The sequence below is a fragment of the Sphingobacterium wenxiniae genome, from assembly GCF_900116225.1.
Taxonomy (GTDB): Bacteria; Bacteroidota; Bacteroidia; order Sphingobacteriales; family Sphingobacteriaceae; genus Sphingobacterium; species Sphingobacterium wenxiniae.
In genome coordinates, this window is record NZ_FOZZ01000003.1 from 208447 (window position 1) to 222355 (window position 13909).

A 13909-nucleotide genomic window follows, 5' to 3' on the forward strand; every position below is an offset into this window, starting at 1 on the left:
GAAATGACTTTATCCATCTGGAGGTATGCCCACTTGGCTTTAGCCATCATATCTTCCTTATTTCTACTGATTCTTGCTGTTACAGGTGTTATTCTGGCAGTCGATGCCATCTACGAAAAAACACCGCCCTTTCGTGTAACAGAAACAGAAAATATTACCCTCGCGCAAGTTGTACCAACCTTGCGCGAGGTTTATCCCGAAATCATCGAAATCAGCGTAGACCATAACCAGTTCGTCAGTATCGATGCAATGGATGAAGAAGGGAACATGGTACAAGGTTATATTAACCCTACCACAGGTGAAGTGCTTGGCGAATTGCAGACCAAAAGTGATTTCATACAATGGACTACTGCTCTGCACCGTTCCTTGTTCCTCAAAACACCCGGACGTATTATTATTGGCGCAGTTTCTTTTTTGCTGATGCTCATCACCATTGTTGGTTTAGTTCTCATCATAAAACGCCAGCAAGGCATTCGTCATTTCTTTGATAAAATCAACAAAGATTTCTTTGCACAGTACTTCCATGTCGTCAGCGGACGACTCTTGCTTATCCCTATTTTCATCATTGCATTAACCGGCACGTATCTGTTTATGATACGATTGAACTTAATTCCAAAGCCTACCGAAAACGTGGAACATCCCTTGGCAGAAGAGGTAGAAGGTGAAATTATACCCGTTGAGGAATTTCCGATTTTTAAGGAGACCAAACTGGTGGATATTGAAAAACTGGAATTTCCTTTCATGCCTGATGACCCGGACGAATTTTTCGTTCTAAAGCTTCGGGATCGTACAGTGACCATCAACCAGATAAGCGGTGCACCTGTTGAAGAAACCCACTTTGCCTATACAGAGGTATTGGAAAAACTGAACCTCAACCTACATACCGGTCGTACCAACATACTTTGGGCTATTATCCTGGGGATCGCATCCCTGAATATCGTTTTCTTTATCTATACCGGTTTTGTTATTACGTTTAAGCGTACGCGTACCAAGGTAAAAAACAAGTACAAAGCTGAAGAAGCACAGATTATTCTTTTGGTCGGTTCAGAAAATGGTTCGACACTGTTCTTTGCCAACCAGATCCTCAAACAGTTATTGGCGGACGGAAAAACGGCTCACCTCACCGAGATGAACCAATATCGTATTTTTCCGCAGGCAGAGCGTCTACTCGTGTTCACATCAACTTTTGGTCAGGGAACAGCACCAACCAATGCATTACAGTTTGAAAAGCTGGTAGCTCAATTTCCTCAATCGCAGCCCGTACATTTCAGTGTGGTTGGGTTTGGTTCCAAATCCTATACCGACTTCTGTGGTTATGCCGAAACTGTTGACAAATTACTCGCACAGCAATCCTGGGCCAATCGTTACCTCGACCTATACACCGTCAATGATAAATCCACTGATGAATTTGTACAATGGGCAACGGCATGGACCGAGAAATCATTGATTCCTTTGGCTACTGCCCCTACTCTATACAGCGAAAAAGTAGCTGGGTTACAGAAACTCAAAGTGGTTGAAAAAACAGTGGTAACGGACGAAAATTCAACATTCAAGGTTCTCCTGAAACCGATCTCCAAAGTCAAATTCCAATCCGGCGATTTGTTGACCGTCTATCCTGCCAATGATAACCGAGAACGTTTCTATTCCATCGGCGGCAATGATGGGTGTATACAATTAATGGTCAAGCTTCATCCACAAGGTTTAGGTTCCGGTTATCTCCATGATTTAACAGAAAATCAGATTATCGAAGGACGGGTATTGGCAAACCCTAATTTTCATCTTCCGAAACAAGTTCCATCCGTGATGATGATTGCCAATGGTACAGGTATTGCCCCGTTCTTGGGCATGGTCATGGAAAATAACCAGCAATTGCCGCTATACCTCTACGTAGGTTTTCGCTATAACAATAGCCTTGCAAAACAGTATCAGGAATTTGCAACGGCACATATCAACAAAAAACAACTCCACAGTTGTCAGTTTGCCTTTTCTCGCGAACAGACTTCCCAATATGTGATGGATTTAATCCGCAGAGATGCAGATTTCTTTACCGAACAGCTTGAAAAAGGAGGAGTTATCATGATTTGTGGCTCGCTGAATATGCAACATGATGTCGAAGCAGTATTGGATAATATGACACAGCAACGCTATAACAAACCTTTACGTCATTATAAAGAACAAAATCAGATTTTAACGGATTGTTATTAACCCAACTCCCATATGGCCTACATTGGTTACGGATAATATTCGTTGCCCTATGCTTGTTATCACTTACTCTTTTTGCTCAAGCGCAGGTTCAGGTACAACGACAGGCGATGTTGATGGGTTCAGTGTTTGAGTTTACAGTTATTGATAAAGATAGTCTACAGGCGAATGAACATATCGACATGGCCATCGCAGAGATGGAACGCATCGAAAACCTGATTTCCGAATGGCGACCAGAAACGCAAATTTCTGCAGTAAATCGCAATGCAGGTATACGTCCTGTTCGGGTTGATGCAGAAGTATTTGATTTAACAAAACGGGCTTTAACCTACTCAAAAATGAGTGATGGTGCTTTCGACATCAGTATTGTAGCTTTGGATAAAGTGTGGGTATTCGATGGTAGCATGACCGAGATGCCCACTGAAGAAGCCATCCGACAATCCGTAGCTAAAGTAGGTTTTGAAAATATTATCCTTGATTCTGTCGAACAAAGCATCTTCCTAAAACATACCGGCATGAAAATCGGGTTCGGTTCAATCGGGAAAGGCTATGCAGCCGATAAAGGGCGGGAATTTCTACGAAAACTAGGTGTAGAGGGCGGTATCGTCAATGCCTCGGGCGATTTGGCTTCCTGGGGAGAACAAACAGACGGCAAGCCTTGGGCTATCGGTGTCAACAATCCTTTCCGCCTCCACAAGATGGTTAAAATCCTAAAAATCCGTGAGGGTGCGGTTGCCACTTCCGGCAGTTATGAGAAGTATGCCGAAATTGATGGCAAACGCTATGCTCATATCATTGACCCCAAGACCGGTTACCCTTCCACAGGTCTGACCAGTGTCACCATCTATGGTCCATCCGCCGAGTTTGCGAATGCCCTCAGCACGTCCATTATGGTATTAGGCGCTAAAAAAGGTAAACAGCTGCTTCAGCAATTCTCAGAATATCGGTATATCTTTATCACAGATAGAGGAAAGGTCATTCGGTAGGCCCTCTGCCGAATGCCAATAAAACCAGATTACGATTATTTATAACCTATATTAACCTCTACATCAGATGAAAATCGTCAACGGGTATTCATTAGTACTATTCCACTATGCCAAGATAAACCGAATCGGACATTTGTCCGGTATACCCTTCAATGATTCCAACATACACATGTAAGGGACCTTTTGTCATACCTATCATAGGAACTTCACATTTTCCTGCATTTACTTCCGCAACACCAATCTTTAGGTCTGCATTATACGTCTCTTCATGCAATAGAATATTGATCTTGTAGGATGCGCCCAAAAGACCAGAAGGGGGAGTCCATTGAAAATGCAATAAGTCACCTCTCCTCTCTACGGAACAAGTATGCAAGGGCGGTAGATCTCCTCTAAAAACCAATATTTTCTCTGGATTTACATAAGGTCTGCCTTCCTCATTGATTTCAATACATTCTTTGAAAACTTGTGCTTGCGCCTGCTGTACAGCTCCTACTCTACTTCCTTTAGGTGCTAGATTTTTATACCCATAACGGAAAATGGGGATTAACATCCTTGTAAATGCGTTAGCCACTTTCATTTTCTCCCGATTGAGTAACATAGCAGGCGAAGGCTTCTTACTATTGGGGCGTCGAGGGCCACGAATAATATTTTGCCCATTTAGCATATAACCATAATGTACCCCAAATTTTCCAATGACTGGACCATTAGGCCCATCTTTCTGTATAGCCATTATCTGTTTATAATTAATTAACAACTCAATCTGCTTTAAATATAAGAAAATTATCCATTTATAGGGATATTAATTAAGTATTATTTAGTATTAGTAGGGATTTAGTAGGGATATACCCCTACTAAACCCCTATTAACTCCCTATTATATCCCTATAAATACTATATAAATAGATACTCTAGTTTATAAATCAATAGAAGCAAGTCTTTGGATTCCCTTGCAAGATTTATTAAGGTTGAAAACTTAGGCTATTTATCCTCACAAAATACCGCTGGCCATGCCCCGCTGTGTCTCGGCTCTGACGAGGACTATGGCGAAGGAAGTGGAGCAAAAACAGAAATTTAAACAGTCTCTCACGCGTACGTGTACAGATTGGCGGTGGGGGGAATAGAAAACTATAAAACTTCTACTCTTTTCATAACATCGTTGACGATAATCTTTACCATTTCTCCCTTTTTTCCATCAACTTTATAATCTACAACCTTTCCGTCTTTCCAAACAATATCTACAGCAATATTGCCTCGGGCTTTTAAGCCTTTGACTTCACCATCCTTCCAGCCTGTAGGTAGCGCTGGCAAAAGGTGGATATAGCCATCGTGGGATTGCAATAGCATCTCGGCAATACCTGCTGCACCACCAAAATTACCATCAATCTGGAATGGAGGATGCGCACAAAACAAATTAGGATATGTTCCAGCACCCACACCTTCATAAGTGACTTCATTTTTAAAGGCTGGCTTTAGCAACTGTCGCAGGATTTCCAAAGCATGATCGCCATCATGCAATCTTGCCCAGAAGAGAATCTTCCATGCGCGTGACCATCCCGTACCTTCATCGCCACGTACTTCTAAAGTTTTGCGAGCCGCATCAGCCCAGTCCGATGTTGTGATCGGTGAAATAAAATTAGCAGGATATAACCCATATAAATGCGACACATGCCGATGTTGAAGCTCGACTTCCTCATAATCTTCCAACCATTCCTGCACACGCCCCGATGGGCTAACAATGACTGCTGGGGGAATTTGTTTCAGATCTTTCGACAAGGTTAGCGCAAAATCATCTTGCAACTTCAATATTTCATTGGAAGCTATTATGGCTTGGTAGAGTTCCCTGATGATCTGATTATCAATCGTAGGTCCCATAACCACAGAAGCCGTTGTGCCGTTTGGCAGCTTAAAGGCATTTTCAGGAGAAACAGATGGCGAAGTGACCAACCATCCTGTTTTCGGATCTTTAACCAAAGTAGCTTGATAAAATTGAGCAGCTCCCTTTAACAGAGGATAGATTTCTGCCAAATAGGTTGTGTCCTGTGTAAACTGATAATGTTCCCACAAATGGTTGCACAACCATCCCGAAGCCGTACTTGCTCCCCATGAAGCCTGCTCGCCCGGAGCAGAATAGCCCCACACGTTGGTCATCATATACACGACCCAGCCTGGAGCATTGTAATACGCTTTTGCAGTCTGTTCACCCTCTTTGGCAATCCGTTTAATCAGGTTGATAAAGGGTTTATGATATTCAGACAAGTTACCCACTTCTACACCCCAATGGTTCATCTGGGCATTGATATTTAAGTGGTAATCGCCGTTCCATGGCGTTTGAATCTGATGCGCCCACAGTCCCTGAAGGTTCGGCGGCAAAGCTTTAGCTACTTCCGGAGCGGTGCTTGACAGCGTGAGATACCGTCCAAACTGGTAATAAAGTACCGCCATTCCGTTATCCTGCAAAGGATTTTCATAAAATTGAGCAATCCGAAGATCCGTCGGCAAGTGGTTTTTGGGTTGTTCGTCCACCATATGCAATGACACTCTTTCAAACAACGGCTGATAGCGTTTTTTATGTGCTCCCTCCATTGCCTGATAAGGACCGACTTTTACTAAAGTATTTTTGACTTCTTCCAGCGGGTCATGCCCATAATAATCGGTACTACCGCTGAAATAAACCAGCACTTCGTCTGCTTCTTTGATAATAATCTGATGGTCGTAGATCTGTTTTGTTCCTCCTTTAGCCACGACTTTTACACCTCCTGCAAAGGATAATCCTTTACCACCTTTTCCATCAGGCAAGTTGCCCTGTAGCCATATTTCATCACCTTGCACTTGCATATCCTGCACATTTTCTTCCCGATAAAAATGCAGGGCAAAGGAGATGGATTGTTTTTTATTAGACGACAATCTAACCACACCAACATTTTTATCAAAAGAGGTGAAATATTCCCGAAGAAAAGTAGTCCCATCAACATCAAAAGAGGTGGTCGCTTTGGCAGAAGACAAATCCAGTGTCCGTCTATAATTAGTAGCTGTTCCTTCTATAAAATGCAAGAAATTAAGAAAACCGAAATTCTGGAAACAACCATAGGGAACATTCGCGCCGTTACCATGTCCTGAACCTTGTCCTTTACAAACAAAATGCTTGTTGACCAATGCTTCTGCCAGGTCATTCTTCCCCTCAAACAGTAATTTCTGAATCTCCTCAACATATAGATGCGCCTGGTCATTATTGGGATACTGCGGACTCCCCGACCACATCGAAATCTCATTCAACACGATGGATTCGTCCTGTACATTTCCATTTGGCATCATACCGATCAGCCCGTTGCCCAAAGGCACCGACTCTTCCCAACGGAGAGCCGGTTTATCATACCATAATGTAAGGTCTTGTGCAATCGCCGAAATTGACCACAAAACACCTAACCAACAACACATCAATAGTCTTTTCATATTTTATTGATATAAAGTAATCTCAGCAGCAGTAAACAACTGACCTACAGATTCATCCGAAACAAATTTGATATATTTTGTCTGCAAAGGTTCTCCAAAATAAATCACTTGCTCAATCGGATTCGCCTGAATATTCGAAAATTCTCCTTCACGATAAGGCTGCCAATCTTTGTTATTATCGCTGATCAGCAAGGTAAATTTGGTTATCATACCGTCCTTCTGACCATCCTGACGCGGTAGATAGCCTATTGCTGAAACTGCTTTTTTCAACTCAAAGACAACGCCTTCGCTTCCTTTTGTGCCTTCAGCAAATGTTTGTGCATTGCCATCGACAGCTTTAGCAAAAGATTTATCTTGCAGTTTAAAATCCTTGGCAGACAGCTTCACTTTGGCCGGCACGGTTTTATCGAATTTGAAATCTTCCTTAAATTCCTTGAACAATCCAAAATCACTCAATGTAGGAGCTACAGGTGCAAAAAGCTGTACCCGTAATTTGGTTGCCGTTACCGGTTGTTCCAGACGGATAAGCCTATTTGCACCAATACTCGTAGCCTGCGCTAAAGGTTTCCATGAACCATTTTCGAAAACCTCCACCGCAACACTATCTAAGCGTTGTCCAAGTTTGATATTTTCACGCAAGCGGATAATATCAAATTCCTGTGCTTTAGGCAACGTGATTTCCAAAGTAGGATTGAGCACCGCATCATCCGAAGCATAATAAGAATAACGATCATCATCCAACACAAACTGCGTGCTGAATCTGTCCGAATTAGCGCGCACATTGGAAGCTGTAATCGTCGCCCCTGCAGCTAAATTGGTTTGGAACGTTTTTTCCAGTTTACGCCCGAAATATTCCAATGATTTCACATCATTTTCATGCAGATAGCCATCTGGCATAGGCGCCAGGCCTAAATTCATATTTGCGCCCCGACCTACTGATTTAAGGTAAATATCAAAAAGCTGGTCTGGTGTTTTCACGCGTTCGTCCTGCTCAGGATGGTAGAACCAACCCGGTCTCTGCGGCACATCACACTCCGCCGGAATCCAGAACTCACCTCCTCGGTCTCCGGTAGTCAGATTAGAATCATCAACCAATCCCGGGACAGGCTTAAAACCATCCTGGCCCTTTGGCGTAATCGTTGCCCAACTTGTTTCGGCAGCAAAACCTTCTTCATTCCCTACCCAACGCATATCCGGACCTACATCCGAAAATATCATGGCATTTGGCTGATACTTGCGCACAATAGGCCAGGTTTTCTCGTGCCACTCATAATATGTAGAGCGATCTATCGTACGTTTTTCTTTTTTACCTCCATAATAACCGTCACCACCATTCGCTCCGTCATGCCAGGACGTGAACAGCTCACCATACTGTGTCATCAATTCGGTCAACTGTTCGCGATAAGCCTCCGCGTAAGCGTGCGTCCCGTAACGTGTATCATTTCTATCCCATGCAGATAAATACACGCCGAATTTCATTCCATGGGCATGTGTCGCTTCCATAAACTCACGTACCATATCCCCCTTTCCTCCTTTCCATGGCGTACTGGCAATACTGTAAGTAGTCGTTGCAGTTGGCCATAAACAGAATCCGTCATGGTGCTTTGCAACAGAAACCAGCCCTTTGAACCCTCCAGCAGCTGCCGCTTTGGCAATCTGGTTCGTATCAAATTTACGTGGGTTGAAAATTTGCGGATCGGCATCACCAAATCCCCATTCTTTATTTTGAAAAGTGGTAGGTGTATAGTGGATTAAACAGTATGTTTCCATTTCATGCCAGCGTAACTGACGCTCCGACGGTAAGGCTCCATAAGGCTCCGGTTCGGGCTGTCCAAAGACAACAGCCGGAAATAAAAGTGATAAAAGAAATAAGTTCGATTTTTTCATTGCAATAAAAATATAAGAGTGAAAATAGGATTTTTTTTTAAAACGATGTTATAGACTTGAGAATACATGAGTAAGCGGCGTCATGAATCTCAGATACAATCTATTAGATGCTGTCTCCTAAATTCGCGGCCATAAGCATAAGAAGACAGCATCTATCGTTATCTGTTGAGATGATACAACAAAAAAATTACCAACCCAGATTTTGAGAATACCCAGCTAGGTTAATCTGATCTACAGGTATTGGATAATGATAATATTTGTTATCCCAGGAGCGTGCATTTGCTATATTGCTGTAAATAACAATATAATTCTGTGCGTCCGTGATTACTGAAGAAACATCGTTGCCATTTTGCTGATACTCATTCCTTAGTGCTGCAGTGAGCTTCATCCCTTTGATTGTTTTCGGATTCTCAATAAGTTTACCGGCTTTCCATCTCAGAATATCTAGGAATCTCAAACCTTCACCAATTAGTTCTACTTGTCGCTCCCGTCTGATTTCACGAAGTAGAGCAGAAATTTGGTAACCGTAATCTAATCCATTTGAGTCGGCTGCCACATTTACAGTCAGAGAAACCATACCAACTCGGGCACGCAAAAGATTCACACTGATATCCAAATCCTGTTGTGATAAATCCCCTTGCAATTCGTATTTTGCTTCAGCATAGTTTAATAATACCTCTCCGAAGCGGAAGATAAATGCATCAATATCTGACTGACTAGCATTAAATTGGGCCAAATCACTTGAACGCCCCTTAATCAACCAATAACCCGTCGTTGTACGTGATGTTCCGATAGCAGGTAACCCTGTTTTTAAAGGTTCTGGCACGCCCTCTCCTTTTCTCCAAACAAAGTCTGGCGTAGCGATTGTTTGTATATACCGTGCGTCCCTGTTTAGGAGTTCCAGATCAGGTCTTGAATCATCGTATGTATATGTTGTAGTGGCAACGGGATTTCCGTCTTTGAAAAGATATTGTTCCACAAATGCTTTGCTCACTCCTGTGTTATTTTCTGTCGCTGTACGGGTATACCCTTGCGTACTTACCCCCAATACATACGACCTGTGAAGGATATTCTCCGGATTTCCATTAAGATCCTGCTGAATAAATAAATTATAATAATCTTCATTCGGTTTTCCTGTTGAATACAGGCTATATCTTCCAGATTGCATAAGTTGTTCGGATGCACTTAACGATAATTGTAGAGGTTCTTGCTCATTACCCAACGCATGGTATTTCCGATAAGTACCTTCCCAAAGTCCTATACGGGATAACAATGCTCTCGCCGCATCTTTGTGCAGTCTACCTGCTTGTTCCGTTCCATTTTCTGGCAGATTGTTGACTGCGAACTGCAGATCTTCTAGTACTTGGTCCATGACTACATTACGATCCATCCGCGAACCGAAAAGTTCTTCTGAAGAATCGTCTAGATCTCTGAGCACCAATGGCACATCACCAAAGCGGGCCACCTTCTGCCAATAAAAGAGACCTCTGAAAAAGCGTACCTCTGCAGCATACATTTCCGCATTTGCTGTTTGTGCTCTCTGATAACGCTCTAAAAAATAATTGCATTGGCGAATCAGCAACCAGTCGGCAGCCGCCCAGCCGCCGCCTGTACTTGGAATAGCAAACGTTCCGCTTAACAGAGCGTCCTGCGATCGTGGAACCATATTGTCCGAATTGTTATCCGCATCGAAATTAGCCGCGAGTGGCAAATTGTCATAAAACTTATTCGCATAAAGCTTTAAATCATTTTCTGATTGGAAATAAGTAGGCTCACTAAATTGATCCTGCGGGAATCGATCTAGGAATCCGTCGTTCTTACAGCCTTGAAGGCAGAGCGTAGCTAATGCTACGTATATCGTTAATTTGTGAAATTTCATGAGATTAGAGATTTAATTGAAGACCAAAAGCAAATGTTTTTTGAATCGGATAAGCCATACGATCCATTTTTTCGGGGTCATAGCTTTCAAACATTTTTGTCCATACGAACGGATTTTCTGAAGTTAGATAAAAGCGTACTTTTGAAAGCTTTGCCTTCTGCAAAATAGCCGACGGCAATGTATAACCTAATGTCAACTGTTTGATCCGTAAGTACGAAGCATCCTGTAAATATTGCGTTTGCGTTTGGAAGTTTCCACCGCCACCAAAACGCTGCCGAGGGAAATAAGCATTTGGATTTTCTTCTGTCCAATAATCCAACGAAGCCGTTGTCGGAACAGACCATTCACTGGTAAATCCCCAGAAATAAGTTCCCCCCAACATAACGTCGCGCTTTCCTACGCCTTGTAGAAAGACAGTCAGGTCAAAGTTTTTATATTCTCCTCCTAAACGCAAACCATAGTTGTAACGCGGCTGATCATTTCCGATAACACGAAGATCTCCCGAATCATTCAAAGTGTTTAGCCCGTTATTGACGGCTCCATCATTGTTTAAATCAGCAAATCGAACGTCTCCAGCCAGCCATTGTCCGCCCCAGATACGGCTCTTATCCAATTGAGCGGCTTCTTCATCCGTGGCATAGAGACCATTAGATGTATAACCCCATATCTCGCCAATTTTCCGACCGACATAATAGTCCCCCAAGCTTCCAGTAGGATTAAGGTCATACCTTGTTATTTCTGCTCTATTATCGCTCATGTTAAAGTTGGCAAAGTAGCGGAAACCACTTTCCAGTTGATCTCTCCAAGAAAGCTCTACTTCCCAGCCGTTGGTCTTTAGATCGGCCGCATTACGGTTTGGCGCTCCCGTGCCCAAGATGGCCGGCAAGGCTACTCCTCGCACAATCATGCCTTTAGTGTCCCGGCGATAGATGTCGAAAGCTCCAGTTAAACGATTATTAAACATAGTAAAATCTAAACCGAAGTTGCTTGTTGAGACCTTTTCCCATGAAAAACTTGAACTTACAAGCCCTGGAGCTGTAATATAAGTCTGCTGAGCATCTCCGAAGATATATTGCGTGGTTCCGTAAGGCATAGTCGCAATATATGGATAATTTGTTCCTAGCATTTGGTTAGGCAGCTGTCCATATGAACCTCTCAATTTGATGTCGTTGAATAGCGGTTTTGCAAAATTCATGAAAGATTCGTCGGATAGACGCCAACCTGCAGAAACAGAAGGGCTGAATACATACCTGTTGTCTGCTGCGAAGCGGGAGGAACCGTCATAACGACCATTCACTTCGATCAAATATTTGTTATCAAAAGTATAATTGACGCGGAAAAACTGACCAATAAGTGCCCAATCGCCTATAGTTGATCCGACCAGTGGCTTCTCATCGTTATTCAGATTAACAAAGGGGTAGTCCTGATTCAACAGATTTTTGACCTGAAGATTAAAAGATTCGTTCTTTTTATATTCCTGATTGTATCCGCCCATCACCTTTAAATAGTGTTTACCAAAAGTATTTTCATATTGTGCATACAAATTTATAGCAGAATAGATATCGTGCATATTTTGCTCTTGTACAAAGGCTGGGTTATTGTGTGGATAAAGCCCTAACAATGCCGCTTGCGTTGGGTCGGCAATATCGCCTCCCGCAGGAACTGCACCATATTCATAAAATGATTTAGTATTTGACTTTCTGTTATAATGATAGGAATTCCATGTCAAATCGCCCACGATCTGAAAATTTTTGAGTGGCTTCAACGTAAATCCTCCTGTTAACCATATATCGTCGGACTTGAATCTGTTTCTTCCGTTGTTTTCGATGAGTGCAAACGGGTTTGTGAAACTGCCTTGCCCTGAATAATTGCCATCTGGGTGACGAATAGGCATAATCGGACGGACATCATCCGACACCCGGTCGCCTAGAATATCATATCTAGACGTAGTTCCAGGACGATCATCCTCTTTGCGATTGAACCGCATTTTCCCCGAAAGCTCTAACCACTCGGTCGCTTTTACATTAATACCGAGATTACCGTTATAACGATTGAACTTTTGATCAGCGGCCTCAAAGAGCCCTTTTTGTGTCAATGCCCCTAACGAGGAATAATATGAAATTTTCTCACTCCCTCCCGATAAAGATAGATCATGTTGACTCATTGGCTGCCAACCTGGAAACATTTCTTTCATCCAGTTTGTATTCCCAACATAACGGTAACGAGAAGGGTCATTCGGATCGATGTATACTGCGTTTTCGGGTATTGGATTTGCTAAATAATTCTTTATTTTTTCAATATCCAAGTCCGTAAATACATCCGAGCCTGTGGCGCCACCCGATAGACGGCCATTTCGGTCTGCCTCGCGGTACATCGTTACATAGTCCAAGGAGTTGACAAGATCCGGTAATACGGTAGGCCTGGCAAATGATTGGTTTAATGAGTAAGACACACGTGTAGGAGATTCATACTTCCCGCTTTTGGTCGTTATTAAAATAACTCCATATGCTGCCCGTCCACCGTATATCGCTGCGGAAGCAGCATCTTTTAACACGGTAACACTAGCTACATCGTCCGGATTGATTTGATTAGGGTCGATTTGTACACCATCCACAAGGACCAACGGCGACCCTCCATTTAGCGAGTTGTATCCACGGATATTAAAGGATGATGTAGACCCCGGTCTACCGTCACCCGTGGTTACATTAAGATTTGGGACAGCTCCCTGTAAACCTTGGCCTAAATTCGTTATTGAACGTCCTTCAAGTGCTTCCGAACTAACAGAAGATACTGCACCCGTAAGATTAGCTTTTCTATTAGTACCATATCCGACAACGACCACTTCATCCAGCGAGTTATTCTCAGGTTCGAGCACGACTTTGATGGTTTCTTGCGAACGGATAGAGGAGGTAAATTGTTTGAATCCTACCATACGTACCTCAAGAATCGAACCGACACTAACTGCAATCTGAAACCGGCCTTCTCCGTCAGTAGCTGCTGTAGCATCTGAATCCAGCACACGCACAGTTGCGCCGACGAGTGGGTTTCCTTCGGTATCCACCACTTGTCCAGCCAATGTTTGTTGCACGTTTTGCTCATGAATTGTTGTACCATTAGCAAGTATGGTTTGTGGATCGCCAAGTAAAAAGGAAGATAACAGAGAGACACTAAGCGTCTTGCTCCATAAATTCTTCCGAAACAGCAACTTCTTTTGCTTATAAGTTTGTTTCATGGTTTTAAGGTTTAAAATTTTAGTATTCTACAAATATATTACTCCAACCTCCATTATTATTTAATATAATTACCCAATATATAAACGATTTTACCATACACATTAAACATTAATGTAATTTCATAAAAAAATACTTCATTGTTTATCGCTAAGAATATCTCTTTTATTATAGTTGTTAGCTACCATCGTAAATATGAACCGTAAAATTGCGGTTGAATTCTGCTCACTTATCATAAATGATTTTTAATAAATCACAAAAAAAATACATAAAATA

Annotated in this window: 7 protein-coding genes; 2 read left to right on the forward strand and 5 right to left on the reverse strand. The window is 42.5% G+C overall.

What is annotated here, in order from left to right; genetic code table 11:
* The first annotated feature begins 3 nt into the window (after positions 1–3).
* The gene (locus BM375_RS05810; protein WP_093364380.1) at positions 4–2205 is read left to right on the forward strand and encodes a PepSY domain-containing protein; all 2202 of its coding nucleotides are present in this window, start codon (positions 4–6) and stop codon (positions 2203–2205) included.
* Positions 2196–3188, forward strand: a complete 993-nt coding sequence (locus tag BM375_RS05815; RefSeq protein ID WP_244525835.1) for an FAD:protein FMN transferase — start codon at positions 2196–2198, stop codon at positions 3186–3188. The genes BM375_RS05810 and BM375_RS05815 overlap by 10 nt, the downstream gene beginning before the upstream one ends.
* Positions 3189–3285: 97 nt before the next feature.
* On the opposite strand, the gene BM375_RS05820 is transcribed toward BM375_RS05815, so the two are convergent.
* The 5 genes from BM375_RS05820 to BM375_RS05840 all read right to left on the reverse strand — a co-directional run bounded on the left by BM375_RS05820 (position 3286) and on the right by BM375_RS05840 (position 13635).
* Positions 3286–3918 carry a hypothetical protein gene (locus tag BM375_RS05820; protein ID WP_093364383.1) on the reverse strand — a complete coding sequence of 211 codons (633 nt, stop codon included), beginning with the start codon at positions 3916–3918 and terminating at the stop codon, positions 3286–3288.
* A 394-nt stretch (positions 3919–4312) separates the two neighbouring features.
* Complete coding sequence (locus BM375_RS05825; protein ID WP_093364385.1) at positions 4313–6637, reverse strand: glycoside hydrolase family 95 protein; 2325 nt, start codon at positions 6635–6637, stop codon at positions 4313–4315.
* A 3-nt stretch (positions 6638–6640) separates the two neighbouring features.
* Positions 6641–8524, reverse strand: a complete 1884-nt coding sequence (locus tag BM375_RS05830) for an alpha-L-fucosidase (RefSeq protein ID WP_093364386.1) — start codon at positions 8522–8524, stop codon at positions 6641–6643.
* A 187-nt stretch (positions 8525–8711) separates the two neighbouring features.
* On the reverse strand, positions 8712–10403 hold the full coding sequence (locus tag BM375_RS05835) for a RagB/SusD family nutrient uptake outer membrane protein (RefSeq protein ID WP_093364388.1): 1692 nt from the start codon (positions 10401–10403) through the stop codon (positions 8712–8714).
* Positions 10404–10407: 4 nt separating this feature from the next.
* Complete coding sequence (locus tag BM375_RS05840) at positions 10408–13635, reverse strand: SusC/RagA family TonB-linked outer membrane protein (RefSeq protein WP_093364389.1); 3228 nt, start codon at positions 13633–13635, stop codon at positions 10408–10410.
* Between the last annotated feature and the right edge of the window lie 274 nt (positions 13636–13909).